Origin of the sequence: Loigolactobacillus backii, from assembly GCF_003946275.1 — a bacterium.
Lineage (GTDB): Bacteria > Bacillota > Bacilli > Lactobacillales > Lactobacillaceae > Loigolactobacillus > Loigolactobacillus backii.
The window spans coordinates 1-19,431 of the sequence record NZ_RHNQ01000052.1 but is presented as its reverse complement, the minus strand read 5'-3'; the positions used below and the strand labels follow the sequence as shown (position 1 = coordinate 19,431).

The window sequence follows — 19,431 nt, the reverse complement described above, 5'->3', positions numbered from 1 at the left end:
GAACAATTAGAGAATATCACACAGCATCCAAACAGCGAAGCTGGTCAATACTTGAATACATTTTTAATAATACGAGGAGGCTTTTTTATGACAACAACTACTGCTGCTGGTACTCTAACACTTGGCGATAAGACGTTTAATCGCCTCGGCTACGGTACAATGCAATTACCTGGTTCTGGTGTTTGGGGACCATCTGCAGACCCAGAAAATGCGCGCCGCGTTTTGGCTAAAGCGGTCGACCTAGGAATCAACTTTTTTGATACCGCTGATGCCTACGGTCCTTTCACCTCTAACTTGCTTATGCGTGACACGTTTGCACCTTACCAAGGTAACTATAAAAATATTTTCATTTCGACTAAAGTTGGTCAAACTCGGCAAGGTCCAAATCTCTGGACCCCTGATGGTCGACCAGATTATTTACGCCAACAAGTTGAACTTAACTTACGTACTTTAGGTGTTGATAGCATCGATCTTCTTTTTCTGCACCGAATTGATCCTAAGATTCCGCTAGAAGATCAATTAGGTGAACTGAAAAAAATGCAAGATGAAGGAAAAATTAAGCACCTTGGTTTAAGTCAAGTTAAAATTCCTGAACTACAGGCCGCAGAAAAGATCGCTCACATTGATGCTGTGCAAAATTTGTACAACGTTACAGATCGCAGTGATGAGGACGTTTTGGATTACGCTGAACAACACAAAATTGTCTTTGTACCTTGGTTCCCATTAGCAACTGGTAAATTAGCTAATGAAGGTAGCGTGCTTAAAAAAATTGCGGATAAATATCAGGCAAGTCCCGCACAAATCGCCCTTGCTTGGTTACTAAAACGCTCACCAATGATGTTGCCAATTCCGGGAACTGCTAACTTAGATCACCTAGCCCAAAACGTTGCCGCAACTGCAATCAAATTATCTGATAATGACTTTCAAGCAATTGCCAATCTAAAATAATCAAAAAATAGTCGCTGGATTAATCGGTAAATAGTCGTATTTATCAAGTAATCCTCAGGCTATTTTTTATTGAAAAATTTGCAATCAATAAGCTAATCGCCATTGTCTATTAACTGGTCGAACGTAATTCATCGCCTTAAATGGCAATTGAATTTGCTTACCAGCCCGTTCAATAATCAAAAATCCTTGTGAATCAAAATCAACTAGGTATCCTTGACACTTTTTTCCGGACCAGGCGGCCGACAACCATACTGTCACCAAATAGTGTTCTTCCATTGCCTGTTCTAGTATCGCTATTGATTCATTTGAACTTTGTTTTGGCACAATATTATAAAACCAATTAAAAAAATCTCCCGGTACAACTTTTATTTGCATTACCCTACTCCTTTACCCCATACCTAACACTAACAAAGTATACGAACATACGTTTCTAAAAACAAGCGAACAAGACACTAAATTTTTTTAGCGTGGCCCAGAATTCTTTACGGTCGAAATGATACGTTTCTGATATCCATAACTGCCACTGTCTGTGTCGACTGACCAATTTTCAAGAAAATATTGGCTTCATCATAGCCGACAACAACGCCAACCACATCGGGTAGATAAGTCCCATTTTGCACAACTTTTTGTTGGATATAGATTAAACACTGCTTGCACCAGCCTTTTTCAAGCCGACTAGCTATTTCAGCAGGCAATTGTTCAGGCTTAGGTTGAATTTCTCGCTCGGCAAGGGCCAGACGTTTAAGCGCCTTGGTATGATCAGATAGAAAAAATCCCCCCCACTTAAGCATGCCCCGATCATGGTAGTCGAAATCAAAGAAGTGTTGCACGACCTTATCTGAAAACTGATAATTTACTCTCATTCGGCTTGATTCCTTCTTTTTTGAATTGGCCGCTGCGCATTAGGCCATAAGAAATGATAAAAACCTTCATATTCAATGTTGAATTCCGTTAATCGTTGAATTTCCTGAATCAATAATTCCAACCACTGCAGATCAGATTCGGTAATTGTTCGCACTGGCACTGATCGTTCAACCTGGTGTAAGCGCTGATAATTAAAGAAGAAATTATACGTATGATCATAGTGGTCATTGACAACTTTTATCCAGTAATGCGTTTGTCGCTTCTGCTTAAATTGATCCTGACAGCGCTGAACAATTAATTTTGCTTCCCGCTTTAAAATTTGTTCATTCAAAGCTATTACCTCCATTATGGCCGCCTACCAATGCGCTTCGCCGAATAAGTGTCCCCCCTTGCAACAAACTACTGGCCATAACAAGCGATGTTGTTCCAAACTTGGCTCTAACCTGATCAACCACGTGGTTAAATTGTTGTTGCTTTATTTGCCGGCAAAGGGGCGTGAATAAATCTAACTGTTCCCCTGTGTTGGCACATAATTGGGAACAATAAACAGCAATATTTCGAACCGCCTCACCCTGCCAAAACTGGCGAAATAAGCGTAATAACTGACTGGTAATTAGGCGACTATCATCTGTTGGTTCCAATTTACACTCATGGGAAAACCCACTGCGTTTAGCAGCAGCACTTGCGGCATAGGCAAAACCAATACTCAAACTAAGACAACTTGTTAATTGGTGGTGGTGTCGAACCCGAGCGGCCACTTGCTGACCAATCTCCTTAATCACTAATTCAATCTCGATCTGTTGACTGTAATCACGCGGCAAAACTTGCGAGTTGCCCAGACTTTTATCCTTAGGTTTAATTCGTTGGGAAAGCTTGCTTCGATCAATTCCCCAAGCTAACGCAAATAACTGAGCACCAATAACACCCATTTCTTGTACCAGCATGTACGGATTGCTATGAGCCAATTCAAATAAATTCGTAATCCCAAGTCGCGTTAGATGATGGGCCGTTCTTTTACCAATACTCCAAACATCGACTAAATTTGAAATTGTCCAAAGTTTCGTTGGTACCGTTGCATAAGTAATTTGACCGATAAAATTCTGATCATGCTTAGCATAAACATCTAGTGCAATCTTTGCCTGCAGTGGATTTTCACCAATGCCAACGGTCAGTCGTAAACCCAGCTCTTTATGGACGGTGTCCTGAATTAGTTGGGCCACTTGTTGCGGCGATGAACCAAACAGGCGCCATGAATGTGTTAGATCGAGAATTGATTCATCAATTGAATAGGGATAAAGATCTTCATCAGCAACAAAACGCTGAAAGATTGTATTAATTTGTAAATTTTTTTTAATGTATAAGTTCATTCGTGGAGGCACAATTATTAAACGGGGATCATCAGGTAGATCACGCCTGCGACTAACGTTAGTAATATGAAATAGTTGTTTGGCCATAGGCGATGTCGCTAAAATCAAACCACCATTTGTATTATCGGTTTCTGACATCACAACAAGGCAGGTTTTAAGTGGCTCTAATCCGCGACTAACGCACTCAACACTAGCGTAGAAAGACTTATTATCAATTAAAAAATAAACACCATGCGGTTCACGTGAATAATCCACTTTCTCCACCACCCTTAAAACTAAAAACGCTTAAGTCGCTAGGGAACATATGTTCTAATTGCATTCATCATACGCTGAACAAGTATTAAGTGCAAGTCAAAATAAAAAAATCAAACGGTATGTTAGTAAAATACACTAAAATATCGTTTGATTCATCACTGACTGAGTAGAGTTTCACGTGAAACCAGACAGCATTTAAATTTACCGCAAATAAATTTTGCTTTAAACTATTAACAAAATGTACTTGATACTCGACTTACCAATATTAATCTGCCTAGTCCCAAGCCGTTTTAGTAGCTACGCCCACCTCGTCAATAAAAATGGTACGCCTAGGCACCTTTTAAACTATGCTTTAGCCCAGCGCACTCAATTGTTCGGCCTGCCACTGCTCTTTAGTCAAATCGTAAGCCTTGACACTGATAATTTCACCAGTCTGCGAACGAAAATCTTGTATTTTTCCACGATCAATCATCCCTAATTTTGCCATCACGCGCGCCGATTTATGATTTATCGCTGCATAATGAGCCTCTAAGCGTTGAAAATTTAACGTTTCAAATCCATAACGTACTAACGCCTGGCCGGCCTCGGGAACGATTCCCTTACCCCAATCGGCCTGTGCCAACGCATAAGTTAGAATACCGCTATTTCCATTCGGATGAAATTCAAAAAAACCAACTAGTCTGTTACTGGATTTTAGTTCAATTCCAAAAACTGTACTAGTATCACGACCAAAGTGCTCCGTAATTTCCTGTTGGATAGCAGCCAAATCAGTTGCCTGTTGATAACGTAAATACCTAACAACATCTGCATCCCGCAATACTTGGAATAGATCAACTGCGTCCGCCTGAGCGATCGGACGTAACCGCAAACGCGAGGTTTCGATAACTGCCATAACAAAATCACTCCATTTCAATTCAATAATGACTAGATTAGGCGTCGTCACGTCAGATTGCAAGCGACTTGCTTGTCAGTTTTTTGGCCAAACAGGGTTTAATTATTATAAGATTATCGTCAACTTTTAAAGATTGTCTGAATTTCCTAAATTTAAACTAAGTAAAAGATAAATTTAAAATTTATTCAACTAAGCATGGTAAACTAAGTGTTTAGAAACAGACTTCACTATTTCGCAAAAAAGGTGTTATTCCAAATATAAACTATCATCGTTATTACAGTATTTGATCAAGCAGTAAGGGAGTTTTTGTTATGAAAAATCCAAATGAACCAAATAGTCGAATGGCCCGCCGCCACGCTAACCGCAGTGACCAGCGTAAGCAAGAAAAGAAACCAGCTAAACCAAACAAAAGAGTGCCTCAAAAACAGCCTGGTGGACCTTCATTCTTTTCACGAAACAAGTGGTGGTTGGTTGTCATTGTCATCCTGATCGTCATTTTTGGTATTTACGCTGAATTTTCTAGTATTACGACTGAAAACAACGCTGATTCCACAACAACCAGTACAAGTAGTTCCAGTCAAAATACAAGTAGTCGCTCCTCTGAGCCCAAAAAGGCAACCACTAAATCCGAAACAACTGATAATACCAGTGATACAACTAGCGACACTACCGCTAATGATGACACTGCTGATTCACAATCAGCAGCAGCCGCTAGTCAGGCCACCGCTGAAAGCAACTCGGCGGCTAGCAGCGATACTAGTTCAACAGGTACAAGTAGTGGCCAAACTTTTTCTAACGTTACTGATGCCGTTAATTGGGCACGACAAAACATGGGCAATTTCAGTAACTTCCACGTCTCGTCAGATGGCCAAGGTCAATACGTCGTTGAGTTTACTAAATAAACTGGCCTGTTTGGAAAATTAATTTGGACTAAACGTGTTCGAGTAATATTATTTCCCACATTAACCATTTTCTATTAGTATAAAGATAGACTAAATTTTATGAGGTGAACTTTAATGGAAATTACACGTCACGGTAACACACTATTAACTAACGGACAGCCACCAAAGATTGGTGCTAAGCTGCCAACATTTGTCGTTCAAGATAAAAATAACCGCACAGTGACCAATACTGATTTAACTGGCCAGACAACTCTTATTAGCATTGTGCCGGATATCAATACTCGCGTTTGTAGTATTCAAACAAAACACTTTAACGCTGATGCCGACAAAATTCCTAACATTCGTTTCGTCACAGTTTCAACTAATACACCAGCACAACAAGCTACTTGGTGCGCTGCAGCAGGTGTTACCCGGATGGAAATGTTGGCCGATGAAAAACACGTTTTAGGGGATGCTTTTGGTATCTATGTCGCTAGCAATAATACCTTAGCGCGCTCAATCTTTATTATTGACGCCGCGGGAACGATTCAATACTCTGAAATTGTTACAGAACAGACCAACGAGCCCAATTATCAGGCAGCCTTAGATTTTCTTAATTAACTAGTTTATTATTTAATTGCGCGTAAAAATGCTCCGCACGATAACCATCGTGCGGAGCATTTTTAGATACCGAATTTTAATAGGTATTATACGTATAGTAGACGGTATCGAGCCCAAAAGTATTATAGGTTTGATTACTTGTGCCATTAAAGGTTGGATTCAAAGCGTTTAAGCGCGTTTCATCATTATCAAGTTGCTTTTTTGGTAAAGCCATTTCTGCACGCATTTTGTTCGAAGCCTTGGTTAATTGACTAGTTGACGCGATCTGGTAGGAACTACCATTAATCCACGCGGACTGTCCCTGTAAATGCTGTGAAGAAATATGATCAGCGTTTTTGTGGTATTTAAGCCCCAACCGAATAATATTATTAAACGGTAAATCCGTGCGTACGTTAGGTTGCAGTGATTTTAAAAGGGCATCATAATGACTAATTCCCTTAGGTGAAGCCAACTTTTTCATAACTGCCCGAATAACCTCTTGTTGCCGCATTTGGCGGCCATAATCACCACGGGGATCCTCATAACGCATTCGTGCGTAGGTTAGCGCCTGCTTACCATTCAAATGCTGTTTGCCCTTTGGAATCGTTATGCCGTTAAGGGAAACCACCATTGGGCTGTTAACCGTCACGCCACCAACGGCATCCACGACTTTTTGCAGACCACCCATATTAACGGTCACGTAATAATCAATCGGGATACCTAATAGCCTGCTAACGGTCTTTTTGGCCATCGTTGAACTTCCAATATTGTAAGCCGCGTTAATTTTTTGCATATTACGCTTCTTATCACCGGACATTTCAGCAAGTGTGTCTCGAGGAATACTGTACATCATTGTTTTGTGAGTCTTCGGGTTCAAAGTTGCCACGATCAAAGTATCCGAGTTTCCCCGGTCAACTCGCCCATCGGCACCAGTATCAACCCCTAAAAATAGAATTGAAACCGGCTTGCCCTGTTCAATTGCCTGGGGCGCCTTTGTCGTTGCTGGCGAATACATTTTATCAAACGATGCTTGTGTTTTGTGCAGGATGCTGTAGGCAAAGCCGCCGCCAGCAAGAAGTAAAACTACTAATACTCCCAACAGTGTCCATAAAATCCAATGATGCTTTTTACGCGTTGGTCTCTGCTGTCGTCGTGATGTCCCATTCATAAAAATTGAGCTCCTCCAAAAAATATTTACGTCTTTTAGCGTACCACAAAAATAAATACTCTCCCGGTAAATTCAATGAACTTAACGATAAATTTACAACTTAACTATTAAATCCACTTTTAAAAAATGTCCAGTTCCTACTGTAAAATATCGGTGTACCCCACTAATATTTATAACACCCCAAACGGATGGCCCTTGTACCACTTTTCATTTTTTTCGCCTATTTTGAAAATAGACCCCTAACTGGCGACTAAACAGCATTAAGCCGATACAAATTAACGTCCAAAACCAGCCACCGTAACGAAATAGGCTCCCCGCAATAACAAATAAAACCAGTAAATAAAGACCACTCTGAAGAAGCCGCTTCATTAATTTACCCCCTTAGCCAAAGATTGATCGCAATTCCGAGCACTAAGATGGCCAACACAATGTATAACCCGCATAGAAAATACCGACTGATTCTCAATGCTCGAAGCGCGAATAAAACAAAAACCAACGCCCCAGCTATTCCTAAAGACAATTCTAATGGTTGATGATAAACACTAAAGAAACGCCACATATTAACCACATCCTGATCTTTTCTTCAGTATAGCAGGAGCTTGGATCAAGAAGACAGCATTAACCACCCCTCTTTTATTCACCAATAGTGGCCGGCAAAATTTAATTATTCTCTGATTCACTTTTATGTTGTAGATAACCCATTTCTTTCAGTGTTTTACGAATTGACGCCATTGACTCCGGTGAAGGTCGTTGCGATTTGGCAACTGACTTAACTGGTTTGGCCGATTTAGCTATTTGTTCACCAGACACACTCTCTTGCCGACCACTTGGGTTATTAGCTGCCATAGCGTCCATCGTTTGATTGAGTGCATGATCAACAAAAACGTTGCCATGATTGGTGGCATGACCTTTAGTCCAACGATAACTAATTTGACTAAAACGCGGCAACAGTTGTGCTAGGGCCTGCCATAATTCTTTATTGGCCAATGGTTTACCTGGTCCCCGCGTCCACCCTTTTCGCTGCCAACCTGCCAGCCAGTGCTTAGTAATGGCATTAAGGACGTATTGTGAGTCGGCTATGACAACGATCGGTGTTGTCACTGGCCAAGTTTGCGCTATATAACGCAATCCTTCTAGCAGCGCCGTAATTTCCATTTTATTATTTGTTGCCCCAAATTCACCAGCCGAATCACTCATCTCTTGATCATTATACTGAATCAAGTAGGCCCAGGCCGCCTTGTCTCCGACTTTGACGTGCTGGCCGTTAACGTTTCCTGTGTTACGCGAACCGCCGTCCGTGTACAAATAAATGGTATCCGCTTGATGCCGGACTGGCGCCGTTGAGCTAGTTTTAGCACCCGTTTTTGGCCTCGTCGTTTGCTGCTCCGCTAACCATGCCTGGGCCTCCGTTTGACTTTTGAAACCCTTATAGCGAGCACCATTAAAGCCTTCAACCAGCGTCTTTGCCTGTGCCCAGGTTGTTTTAAACACGCCTTGTTTACGCCCGCGGGCAATTGCATAGAATTTTTCTGCTGCCAAGATCAACACTCCATTCCGTTAAAAAGCTATCTACTAATTTTAGCATAGCGCGTGCCCTTTTAAACACATTCCACTTGTATGGCTCAACAACATAAAAATGGATTAAAGCACACCTTGCAAGCAGTGTGCTTTAATCCATTAATTTAAATCAGATTTAGAAAATACTTTTATGCTTATTTTTCTGACTAATTTAGGGTAAGCGTGTTTAAAAAAGTAACGTCCTGTATTTTTCTAAACATTCCCTAAGCCTTTTAAGCCGAAGTGACGGCCGTAACGTCAAAGTTAGCGTCCTGCAAAACCTTAGTCACGCTAGCAGCGTCCTTAGTATCAACGTGTAACTCCACTTCTTTTTCGTTATCTCGGCTAGTCACCATTAAAGTAAGGATATTGTAATTCTTAGTGGCTAACGCGTTGCCCACACGCGCGAGAAAGCCCGCTTCATCCTTAGCAACTCGCACCGAAACACTGGTACCACCCTCGTTATACCCAGCAACATTCAAGAAGGCATCGAAAATATCGTTATTCGTAATAATACCCACTAAAGCACCGTCATCAACAACTGGCAACACGCCTACGTTATGTTTACGCATTGTGTAGATTGCGTCTTCTAAAACAACATTGGACGGCGTCGTCAATACATCCTTTTCCATAATATCAGCGACAGTTGTTTTAGTCAGTAAGTAGTTAACCTCATAAACTGATAAACTAGTTGCTTGTGATGGCAACGCCCGCTGAATAATTCCTTCAGTGACAAGCCCAACTAGTTTGCCACCGTCAAGTACCGGTAAACGGTGAATATCGTGCTCTTTCATTAGATCAACGGCATCATTAATTCGCGTCGTTGGTTGTGCCGTAATTAACTTTTTTGTCATAAAATCTGCAACACTCATACTTTTATCCCCCTAAATATGCTTTCTGGACTTCATCATTGGCTAATAATTCCTTACCAGTTCCGGACAAGATAATATTACCCGTGGATAAAACGTAGCCACGATCAGCAATGGATAAGGCTTTAGAAGCATTCTGTTCAATTAATAATACTGTGGTCCCTTGTTTTTTGATTGCCTGAATAATATCAAAGATTTCATTGATAAAAATTGGTGCTAGGCCCATTGAAGGTTCGTCCATCAACAACAACTTCGGTTTGGCCATTAACGCACGGCCCATGGCTAACATTTGCTGCTCACCACCAGATAGCGTTGCGGCGTCCTGATCACGGCGCTCCTTTAGAACAGGGAAACGTTCAAAAACCATAGCGTAATCCGCCTTGACTCCATCGCGATCTTTTCGTAAAAAGGCGCCCATTTGTAAGTTTTCTAAAACGGATAATCCTGGGAAAATATGGCGGCCTTCAGGGACTTGTGAAATTCCATCGGCCACAATTTTTTGTGACTTTTTGTTTTGAATTTCTTTACCTTCATAGATTATTTTACCGCTGGCTGGGCGCATTAAACCAGAGATTGTTTTTAAAATCGTTGTTTTACCAGCACCATTAGCACCGATCAGTGAAACGATTTCGCCTTCATTAACGTCAAAGCTGACGCCCTTAACTGCGTGAATAACGCCATAATTAACGGCCAAATCGCTAACTTGTAGCAGCATTACGCTTCACCTCCCAAGTATGCCTTGATAACCTTTGGATCCTTCTGTACCTCTTCTGGTGTCCCTTCAGCGATCAATTGGCCGTATTCCAAAACGTAAATTCGTTCGGCAACGTTCATAACCAATGACATATCGTGTTCAATTAGTAAAATAGTGATGTGGAATTCTTCTTGAATTTGGCGAATTAGACGCGTTAGGTCCGCAGTTTCCTCAGGATTCATCCCGGCAGCAGGTTCGTCTAAAAAGAGAATCTTCGGCTTGGTTGCTAGTGCACGGACAATTTCCAACCGTCGTTGTGCACCATAAGGCAAGTTTTTTGCTAATTTATCAGCGTCATCTTGCATATCAAAAATTTTCAACAAATCTAACACTTGTTGGTGTAACTCGTCTTCCTTTTTATAGAAAGAAGGCAGGCGAAAGATACTTTCGAAAAAACCCTCTTTATTTTTACTGGTCATGGCAATCAACACGTTATCTTCAACTGACAAACCCTTGAATAAGCGAATATTTTGAAAAGTCCGCGCTAATCCTGCTTGCGCGATCGTATAAGGCTTCTTTTTATTCAAAACCTCTAGCCCAGAATCGGCCTGTAAGGTTACGGTTCCTTCAGTGGGGACAATAACACCAGTTAATAAATTAAACAGCGTCGTTTTACCGGCACCATTTGGTCCAATTAGAGCAACTAACTCGTTATCATCCAAATGCAACGAAACATCGGAGACAGCCGTCAAGCCACCGAAACTTTTCGTTAAGCCCTTAACATCTAGTAAAGTCATTTTAAGCGTCCCCCTTTGCCTTAAGTTTCGTAAAGATGCGGCGAACTGAGAACTCCCACGTACCTAACAATCCAGAAGGCTTAAAGACCATGATTAAAATCAAGGCTAACGAATAAAGTACCATTCTTAAAGTCCCAAAATTTTGTAAAACCATGTCCAATAATCCTAAAACGATCGCGGCTACATAGGTTCCGGTAATACTACCAATACCACCCATAACAACAATGATTAAAATGTTAATTGACTCCATAATACCGAAATCATTAGGTGCAATTGTTTGGATATAGCTGGCGTGTAAGGCACCACCAATTGCGGCAGTTGCTGCACCAAGAACAAAGGCAATAACTTTCCATTTGGTAATATTAACGCCCATGGATTCAGCGGCAATTTCATCTTCACGGACGGACATTACCGCACGACCATCACGACTATGGATAAAGTTAACAATCAGAATTGTCGTTAAACAAACAAAGAGGTAAACTACTGACCAGTTGGCCAGTTGGGGAATGTTGTACAAACCCGCTGGCCCATTTGTGATCTTCAAGTTATTCATAATAATCCGAATAATTTCGGCAACTCCCATTGTTGCAATCGCCAAATAGTCCCCATTTAAACGTAACGTTGGAATCCCAACGATAAGGGCAACTAAGGCGGAAAGTGCCATTCCGGCGATTAAGCCAAGTACCATGCCCCCACCATTTGGTATTGCCTGCGTGATTAGTGCCGATGTATAAGCACCAATCGCCATAAAACCAGCGTGACCTAATGAAAATTGCCCCGAAAAACCAATAATCAAATTAAGGCCAGTCGCCAAAATAATATTAATGCCGATTAAAACTAAAGTAGTTTCAGCAAATTGATCAATGACACCTACCAATTCAAGGACATCAATTAAAATGTAGCCGACAACCATGATGGCAAGCCAGGTCAAATTATATTTCAAATTTTTCTTCATGTTCGGCACCTACACTTTCTCTTTGACGTTCTTGCCCAAAATACCAGCTGGTCGAACTAATAGAATTAAAATCAGAACGGCGTACACAACTGCATCTTTAAAGGCAGAGAACCCAAGTGCTTGAACAGCAGTTTCAATTAAGCCAATTACAAAACCACCAAGAGCAGCACCAGGAATTAGACCAATCCCACCAAGAACTGCGGCAACAAAGGCCTTGATCCCAGGTGTCATGCCCATCAACGGATCAATAGAATTGTAATATAAACCAATCAAAACACCTGCGGCACCAGCCAAGGCTGAACCTAAAGCAAAGGTAAAGGAGATTGTCCGGTCAATATTAATTCCAATTAATTGAGCAGCGTCAGCGTCAACAGAAACGGCGCGCATTGCTTTGCCCATCTTGGTTTCCTTAATAATTAACTGTAATAAAATCATTAAAACAATTGAAACAACCAAAATTAATAACTGAATGTTTGAAATCGTTACTGAACCTAGATGGTACTGTTTAACCGCAATGACTTGCGGAAAACTACGTACATTTGAACTAAATAAGTACGACATTCCATTTTCCAATAAGAATGACACCCCAATTGCAGTGATCAATGCCGCAATTCGTGGTGAATTTCGTAGTGGTCGGTAGGCCAAATATTCAATGATAACCCCTGCTAACGCACAGAATACCATCGCTGAAATTAACGCCGGCCAAAAACTAAAGTGCCACTGATTAATCACGTAATAGCCCCAAAAGGCCCCTAACATATAAATATCGCCATGAGCAAAGTTAATTAACTTGATAATCCCATAAACCATGGTGTAACCAAGTGCTAACAGTGCATAGATACTACCCAGCGATAATCCATTAACTAATTGTTGCAAAACTGTATGCACAGCGCTTCACTTCCATTTCTTTATACTTCCAAAACTAACATAACTTTTAAATTGAGAATGGGCCAAAAGGAGGTTAAATTTCGAGCTTAATTCAACTACTAACTTGGTTATCAAGTAACTAAATTAGCAGTTGAGGTTAAACGGGAAATTTGCCTTTTGGCCCACATCTCAAAGGAAAATTTCAGTACTTTGTTACACTGAACAATCGAATCGTTATTGCTGTATAAAACCAAAACTCAAGTTATTTCTATTTGAAACCTAAACTATCTTTACGCTCCGCTTTATTTAACGGAGGTAGCCTGAACTTCTTCACCATTTTCAACTTTTGCAATGATAACTGGCTTTTGTGGATTATGTTTCTTATCCATCGTAATCGTGCCCGTAACACCCTTAAAGTTCTTTAAGTTAGATAATCCAGTGGCAATCTTCGTCGAATCAGCTGACTTTTCATTTTCAATTGCATCTTTAATCATGTAAGTTGCATCGTAAGCTAAAGCATCAAATGTACCGGCCTGTTCATTATACTTAGCCTTGTATGCTTTCATATAAGCCGTTGCTTTAGCATTATTGGTAGCCTTAGGATCAAAATGTGTTGTGTAGTAAATATTGCTTGCATTCTTCTTACCCGCAATTTGAACTAATTTAGGATCGGCGAAACCATCAGCACCAACAATTGGTTGAGTGATTCCCATTTGCCGAGCCTGTTTAACAATTAAACCAGCTTCAGAGTAATAACCTGGAACGAACAATGCATCAAACTTCTTACCCTTCAGCTTAGTCAACAAGGTATTGAAATCTTTGTCACCGGCCTGATAATACTGAACTTGAACAACTTGGCCCTTAAATTCTTTCTTGAAGGCCTTCGTTAATCCCTGAGCGTAATCAGTCGACTTATCGGCTAAAATGGCAACTCGCTTTAATTTCATATTACTGTAAACGTATTTAGCTAATGCCTTACCTTGATAACTATCCTCGAAACATGAACGGAACATATACGGTTGGACTTTGCCGTTCTTTTGGACTGTCAAGGAGTCTTGCGTACCACCTGGTGTAATTAACGGAACCTTTGCCTTAGTGTAATTAGGTAAGGCAGCCAAATCGGCACCGGAAGTGATCGGGCCAACTGAGGCAACCACTTTACTTTGTGTTGCCAGATTGGAAGCAACTGACGCAACTTGCGAATTATCGGACTTATTATCCTTTTGAACTAATTGAAGTTTTAACTTTTTACCGTTAACTTTGACCCCACCATCTTTGTTAATCTGTGAGACGGCAAGTTCGGTCCCACGCTGCATTGCTTGCCCATAAGCCGCAGCAGCGCCAGAAAGCTCAAAGTTACCACCAATCTTAATTGTATTACCGGACTGTTTGTTGCCACCATTAGTGGCGCTACTGCTACATCCGGCCAATAATAATGACCCAGCCAACATGACTGTTCCCAGTACAGTTGCTAATTTCTTCCCGCGCATAAGCCCATCTCCTAAGTAAATTTAATTCTAATCTGTTTTTAATAAACTAACATAACAAATTAGAGGCGTCAACGTTTTCTAGGCAAAAAAGCGGCCTGGTAACGGATACATTTAGCTGTAAATGCTATTATTACAGGACTTATTATAGCAATCGAGGCCGGCATAACAGTAATCTGTTGTTTACAAAATAAGAATTTACACTTTTTTCGCATTTTAAACTCATTTAAAACTAATTTAATTCCAATTTTGCGTTTTCCCTTGTTCTTAATTATTTTTAAGCCAAGCTTATTAATTGCTCATTTTATTTCGAATAGGCTATGCTTGCGTAAAAGGTTTAATAACTATCGAGTTTTAGAAAGGCGGTTAGATTCTATTCCGCAATTGAGGATTATTACTGACTTCGCTGACGATCGGACTAAGATGAACCAAAATCCGAATTGCAGCCAAGTACGCAAATAGGCCTAATGCGCCATCCGTTGACCATTCAACTGCTAATTCGCAATTATGGTTAATTATTTGTCAAGTACGCAAATAATTTTTGCTGCTGCGAATGTTGTCCGTGCTTGTGGCAAAAAGTTAAGGATCCCAGTTATGAAGCCCGTAACGCAATTCGTCTCGGTCTCCGCAAGTAGCTGCTTTTCAACCATGTTTATACTAAATTAGCCAGGTAAAGGTATTTTCCAAATACGAACTTAGGAGGGCTTACAATGCAAATTAACCGTTACGGCAAACCCTATGCTACTATTGGGACACCACCAGAAGTGGGTGAGCCACTACCAAACTTCACGTTAAAAAGTGCAAACGAAAAAACGCGGATAACGACAAAGGATTTATTGGGAAAACCATTACTAATAAGCGTGGTCCCAAATATTAATACCCGGGTTTGTACAACACAAACCATCCAATTTAATCGTGCCAGTGATCTAGTCACGGCGGCACGCTTTGTCACTATCTCAACAAACACTTGTGCCGAACAACTTGATTGGTGCGGAATTAAGGGCGTTACTAGTATGGAAATGCTGTCTGATGCTGATGCTTCGTTTGGCGAGGCAATGGCACTTTACATGCCCACCAACGCAACGCTTGCACGTGCCGTCTTCATCGTTGCTCCTAGTGGAAAAATTATCTACCGTGAATTTATGACCGAACAAACTAACGAACCAGACTATTTGGCGGCGTTAAATTTCATTCGCAAATTTTGCGCGCTTAATCATTTAAGGTAAAAAATAACGACCTAAGGCTTTTGCTAGCCTTTAGATCGTTATTTTTTAGGTCGAATTTGGAAACTATTTTTACTAAGGGAGTGAGACAAAAATCGATTTTGGATTTAATGCGTAACGTAAGCTAGTAATAATCCTTAAAATCTAATCTTTTTTTCGATTACTTTTAGGTAACCAGATAAAGCTAACATCTACCAATGTAATTAAAATAATTAATAGCGCTAATTTTTTTGCGCTGAAAAGTGGTTGTTGCCATTTATTTTCTGCCTTAAACAGCAAGTACTGGTGATGCCACTTATTTTGATTAAGTGGTTTGGCAGCGGGCACCGCATTATAGCTACGACTATCTAAAATTGCTAATTTAATTGTTTTGTGACTGCGATTGTATAAAGTTAGTTTATAAGTACCTGCCTTAAACTTGTGTTGACTGCTCCAGCTAGTTGCTTTGGCCTTAAGTCGCCAACTAGTTGTCCCGCGAGCCACGTGAGCACTGATATTTTTAGTGCCATTTTTACGCGGATTTTGAATACTAATTGCATTAGCCGCCTTAGATAGCCAAATCCGTTGTGTCACTTGGTGCCCCGGCTTAAGAACATAATTACCGTAATCTTTTGTTTGCTGAACTACCGGCTCACTCTGTGTTACTGGCGCTTCGACGAATCGGCGCGCACTTAACATACCGATTGCCGCAACCGCAACGAGTAAGAGGCTTAAACCTGTTTTAAATAATCTCTTCTGCCGAATAAGTTTCGGTCCAACCAAATCTTCAAACGACAATGCTGCTAATTGTTTCAAGCCGAAGGTAGCCAGCACTAGTAATAACGGGAAAACTAGTAAGACATAGCGAGCCTCGGCCTCCCAAAACAATAAATGAAAACTAAATACACCCAAAATAGTTAGAATAATAAATTTCATTTCTAAATCTAATTGTTTGGGTAGCACACTAAAACCAATAACAGCAATCACGCTGAGTCCTAAAATAGCAACGTAAATAACTTGGTTTAACGAACTAATTAATAGCTTATTAGAGCCGTACAGATACTGGAATAATTTGCTGTAGGAGTGGGCCTGATTAATTGTCTCGGTGGCATCCAAATTGCCATCTGACCACATCAAATTAAGTTTATTTAGTAAGTGACCGGCAAGTCCGGCTACCCCTTTACTCCGGACACGCGCTTTAATTGTTGTCACTGCTAATGTCTGCTTCTTGGCGTACGTTGACTGTTTTTGAATCATCCCTGTATCAGCATGGCTACTTGAGCCCTGTGTCCCGTAATTCAGGCCCATCATTGTCCAAGTGAGTAAAGGCATTTTTTTGCTTTGTGGCTGCTCATAGCCAACGCTGGCCTCCAAATGTGGTGTTGCCACAACGCCAACGCCAAAAAGAACTAAAAGTAGCGCAATGGCGGCAAAAGTTTTTCGCCAGCCTTGTCGATAATGATCACCAAGTAAGACTAAGAGCGTTGCAATAAGTAACACACCATTATTACCTTTTAACCAAAACCCAAGCCAAAGTTCAATTCCTAATATAATCAGTAAAATCCAACCACGCTTATCCGCTTTAAAATAACGCTCCAAAAGCCATAAGGTTAATACTGGAAATAAAAGAGCAACCCCATCTGTATAGAAAAATAACGCGTAACCATAAAATGGAAAATACATTGCCGCAAGTACTAATAAAATTAGTGCATAGGTCTGACCCCACCGGTGGCTAACCCACGACCAAAGTAAACCAATTGTCAGATCAATCCAGGCAAACATTACTAAATTCAACCCAAGCCAACCATTAATATGTAACACCTTAAATACTGCTAATAAACCATATTCCACCATTGTAATTGGCACATTATTTTGAGCCAACTCATGAAAATAGGGAATCCAGTGGCGTGAACCATTAAGTAGATTAACTGCCTGGAAGCGAATATCCATGCCATCATAGATATTGTCACCAATAATCCGAAAGGCCAAAAAGAGCTGCACACCAATGCTAATTAATACCACAAACCAACCAATCAACTGAATTAGTCGTTGATTTTGCTGGTTTAGCCACCGAATTAATCGAACCAAAACACCAATCAATGCCACTACACTTAACAAAATTAACAGTGGTCCAAAACGCAGCACGTGATGGAACGCATCAGGGATTTCCGCTAAGGCAACTACACTAATCATGGTGAGCAAAAATCCAGTTAAACCTAACAAAAATGGCCAAACTATTTTTTTATCTTTCAATTTTTCACCGTCCCAACAATAACCACCGATCAACAAAGCTCAATTTACTTAAAAGATACGTCAATAAATAACTGATAACGATTAGACAACCCCAAAGAGCAAACGTCTGTTGTGTTAACGTCATACCAGCAAACCAACCTAACTTTTCAATCACTAATTGGACCATTCGGTGAATCAGAAAGACGCCTAGAGAAAGCTGTGCCGTTGTGTAAAAACAGCGCCGCAACCAAATTGGTGCGATTTTCCAGCGACTACCCCAAGCAACTATAGCAGCAGCACACGGCAACAAAAGAATGTATTCATAGGGCATGTTTAGCTGACCACCATTAAAGCGGGTATAATCCGTAAATTGAAAAGCATACTGCGTATACATAATTAACCCAGTCGTTATTACCGTAAAGAGTCCTAGCAGACTAGTTCGCCATTTTTGAAATGCACCAGTACGGATCAAATAACCGGCAAAAAAATAGGTTGCGCTACGAGCGCCAAAATAGGAAAGATCAAGCTGCGATGCAGAGAATCCCACCTTACCAGCCGCATTTAAAAATAAGTTAATTGTTGGAATCAACATTGTCTGACTGATTACTAACAAATAAATTGCCCACAGTCCCCGCCGCGGAAATTGATGAATTGCCCGGGAAATAAATGGGATTGCCAAGTATAACCCAAGAATTGCCGGCATAAACCAAGCATTCCACATGAAATTACCTAAATTATTAGGATTACCATTTTGCCGGGAAATGAACGTTAAATCTTCCAACACTTGCAGAATACCTGTTGGTCGTTTCAGTAAAAGTTTGAGAAATACATCATAGATCAACACCCAAGCAGTAAAGGCAATAGCCATCGGCAACACTTTTTGGCGGTAGAATCGCTGAATAGCTTGCTTATCTGAGTAAGTTCGGTCTAACAACAAATAACCCGATAAAATGAAGAAAATTGGCACACCAATATGCCCTAACGCAACTAACATTGAATTAATTATTTGTCCCGTTGGTGAAAAACGTTGAAACGAAATATGTGCGGGAACTGCGTGACTAAAAACGGCCAACAATATTGCTAAGGTACGCACGGCATCCAGACCTGGATTACGTTTTAAAATTTTTGCTTCGGTTATCACGCTAACCGCCTCTTTTCGCCGTCACGATATTCTTTAAAGCAAAACAAACCTACCATAAGTAAGAAAATTAACGTGTTAATAATACCACCTAATCGGATAAGATGAACGTAACGAAGCGGTTGCATATTCAAATAAACAGCTAAGTAAAAGCCAGCCTGATTAATAAACGTCGCTAACGTCAAAACAGCGTACCAACTTAAATCTCGATTCGTCAAAGTCGCCTTATTCGCTGAAGTTAGTAAAAGTAAAATAATAAAGGCCAACATGCTTAATTGGTAGCGTTCATGCTGCAACATGGTGAAAAAGAAAATTAGACCACTATAAATTGCACCTACATACTCTAGGCCAATTGCACGAACACGCTTTGTTGCCACTAGCCAATACCAAACACATAAAGCAAGTACAATCAAAACAAGAATTAGCGTATTTAGATGGCCGTACGTTAACCGGCTCTATACTTTTTCCTGTTGATAGTTTACAAATGGTAAACTATTAACAGGATTTTTTGTGCCTTTGAATTTACAATTTAAGGACAGAAAAAGAGCTCACAGCCCTCATCCAAAAAATCCACCCACTACAGTATCATTTGAAAGGATATGAGAAAACCGTGAACCCTATAGACAATCATATAAAATTTGCGCTCAGTATTAAAGAC

21 protein-coding genes are annotated in these 19,431 nt (G+C 40.5%); 4 read left to right on the top strand and 17 right to left on the bottom strand.

The window, feature by feature from the left end:
- Positions 1-87: 87 nt before the first annotated feature.
- Positions 88-948 carry an aldo/keto reductase gene (locus EKM61_RS09120; protein ID WP_068226016.1) on the top strand — a complete coding sequence of 287 codons (861 nt, stop codon included), beginning with the start codon at positions 88-90 and terminating at the stop codon, positions 946-948.
- Positions 949-1,032: 84 nt separating this feature from the next.
- On the opposite strand, the gene EKM61_RS09115 is transcribed toward EKM61_RS09120, so the two are convergent.
- From EKM61_RS09115 to EKM61_RS09095, 5 genes are all read right to left on the bottom strand, one after another.
- Positions 1,033-1,323 carry an LSm family protein gene (locus EKM61_RS09115; RefSeq protein ID WP_068226015.1) on the bottom strand — a complete coding sequence of 97 codons (291 nt, stop codon included), beginning with the start codon at positions 1,321-1,323 and terminating at the stop codon, positions 1,033-1,035.
- A 107-nt stretch (positions 1,324-1,430) separates the two neighbouring features.
- The gene (locus tag EKM61_RS09110) at positions 1,431-1,811 is read right to left on the bottom strand and encodes a hypothetical protein (RefSeq protein ID WP_068226014.1); all 381 of its coding nucleotides are present in this window, start codon (positions 1,809-1,811) and stop codon (positions 1,431-1,433) included.
- Complete coding sequence (locus EKM61_RS09105; RefSeq protein WP_068226013.1) at positions 1,808-2,143, bottom strand: hypothetical protein; 336 nt, start codon at positions 2,141-2,143, stop codon at positions 1,808-1,810. Before EKM61_RS09105 ends, EKM61_RS09110 begins: the two co-directional genes overlap by 4 nt.
- On the bottom strand, positions 2,136-3,434 hold the full coding sequence (locus EKM61_RS09100) for a Y-family DNA polymerase (RefSeq protein ID WP_068226012.1): 1,299 nt from the start codon (positions 3,432-3,434) through the stop codon (positions 2,136-2,138). Before EKM61_RS09100 ends, EKM61_RS09105 begins: the two co-directional genes overlap by 8 nt.
- A 352-nt stretch (positions 3,435-3,786) precedes the next feature.
- Positions 3,787-4,326, bottom strand: coding sequence for a GNAT family N-acetyltransferase (locus EKM61_RS09095; RefSeq protein WP_068226011.1), 540 nt, complete (start codon positions 4,324-4,326; stop codon positions 3,787-3,789).
- 311 nt (positions 4,327-4,637) lie between these two features.
- On the opposite strand from EKM61_RS09095, the gene EKM61_RS09090 reads away from it, so the two are divergent.
- Positions 4,638-5,228, top strand: coding sequence for a hypothetical protein (locus EKM61_RS09090; protein ID WP_068226010.1), 591 nt, complete (start codon positions 4,638-4,640; stop codon positions 5,226-5,228).
- A gap of 114 nt (positions 5,229-5,342) precedes the next feature.
- Positions 5,343-5,828: a thiol peroxidase gene (tpx, locus tag EKM61_RS09085; RefSeq protein ID WP_068226009.1), complete on the top strand. Its 486-nt coding sequence runs from the start codon at positions 5,343-5,345 to the stop codon at positions 5,826-5,828.
- Between the two features lie 76 nt (positions 5,829-5,904).
- Here tpx and EKM61_RS09080 read toward each other — a convergent pair whose 3' ends face one another.
- From EKM61_RS09080 to EKM61_RS09045, 9 genes are all read right to left on the bottom strand, one after another.
- Positions 5,905-6,975: an LCP family protein gene (locus tag EKM61_RS09080; protein WP_068226008.1), complete on the bottom strand. Its 1,071-nt coding sequence runs from the start codon at positions 6,973-6,975 to the stop codon at positions 5,905-5,907.
- A gap of 207 nt (positions 6,976-7,182) precedes the next feature.
- Positions 7,183-7,344, bottom strand: coding sequence for a hypothetical protein (locus EKM61_RS12070; RefSeq protein ID WP_156520006.1), 162 nt, complete (start codon positions 7,342-7,344; stop codon positions 7,183-7,185).
- A gap of 291 nt (positions 7,345-7,635) precedes the next feature.
- A complete protein-coding gene (locus tag EKM61_RS09075) occupies positions 7,636-8,514 on the bottom strand; it encodes a ribonuclease H family protein (protein ID WP_068226007.1) in 879 nt (292 codons plus the stop codon).
- 251 nt (positions 8,515-8,765) lie between these two features.
- Positions 8,766-9,404, bottom strand: coding sequence for a CBS domain-containing protein (locus EKM61_RS09070; RefSeq protein ID WP_068226006.1), 639 nt, complete (start codon positions 9,402-9,404; stop codon positions 8,766-8,768).
- A 4-nt stretch (positions 9,405-9,408) separates the two neighbouring features.
- A complete protein-coding gene (locus tag EKM61_RS09065; RefSeq protein ID WP_068279568.1) occupies positions 9,409-10,116 on the bottom strand; it encodes an ABC transporter ATP-binding protein in 708 nt (235 codons plus the stop codon).
- A complete protein-coding gene (locus EKM61_RS09060; protein WP_068226004.1) occupies positions 10,116-10,892 on the bottom strand; it encodes an ABC transporter ATP-binding protein in 777 nt (258 codons plus the stop codon). Before EKM61_RS09060 ends, EKM61_RS09065 begins: the two co-directional genes overlap by 1 nt.
- A 1-nt stretch (position 10,893) precedes the next feature.
- Positions 10,894-11,847, bottom strand: coding sequence for a branched-chain amino acid ABC transporter permease (locus tag EKM61_RS09055; protein WP_068226289.1), 954 nt, complete (start codon positions 11,845-11,847; stop codon positions 10,894-10,896).
- A gap of 9 nt (positions 11,848-11,856) precedes the next feature.
- On the bottom strand, positions 11,857-12,735 hold the full coding sequence (locus EKM61_RS09050) for a branched-chain amino acid ABC transporter permease (RefSeq protein WP_068226003.1): 879 nt from the start codon (positions 12,733-12,735) through the stop codon (positions 11,857-11,859).
- A gap of 281 nt (positions 12,736-13,016) precedes the next feature.
- A complete protein-coding gene (locus tag EKM61_RS09045; protein ID WP_068226002.1) occupies positions 13,017-14,204 on the bottom strand; it encodes an ABC transporter substrate-binding protein in 1,188 nt (395 codons plus the stop codon).
- 707 nt (positions 14,205-14,911) lie between these two features.
- On the opposite strand from EKM61_RS09045, the gene EKM61_RS09040 reads away from it, so the two are divergent.
- Positions 14,912-15,427, top strand: a complete 516-nt coding sequence (locus EKM61_RS09040) for a peroxiredoxin (protein WP_068226001.1) — start codon at positions 14,912-14,914, stop codon at positions 15,425-15,427.
- A gap of 141 nt (positions 15,428-15,568) precedes the next feature.
- On the opposite strand, the gene EKM61_RS09035 is transcribed toward EKM61_RS09040, so the two are convergent.
- From EKM61_RS09035 to EKM61_RS09025, 3 genes are read right to left on the bottom strand one after another with little or no spacing between them, the layout of a single operon-like run.
- Positions 15,569-17,656: a glycosyltransferase family 39 protein gene (locus EKM61_RS09035; protein WP_075168940.1), complete on the bottom strand. Its 2,088-nt coding sequence runs from the start codon at positions 17,654-17,656 to the stop codon at positions 15,569-15,571.
- Positions 17,657-17,660: 4 nt separating this feature from the next.
- On the bottom strand, positions 17,661-18,776 hold the full coding sequence (locus EKM61_RS09030) for an acyltransferase (protein WP_068225999.1): 1,116 nt from the start codon (positions 18,774-18,776) through the stop codon (positions 17,661-17,663).
- Positions 18,773-19,150 (bottom strand): hypothetical protein, encoded by a 378-nt coding sequence (locus tag EKM61_RS09025; protein WP_068225998.1) that lies wholly within the window; start codon positions 19,148-19,150, stop codon positions 18,773-18,775. Before EKM61_RS09025 ends, EKM61_RS09030 begins: the two co-directional genes overlap by 4 nt.
- Positions 19,151-19,431 lie beyond the last annotated feature (281 nt).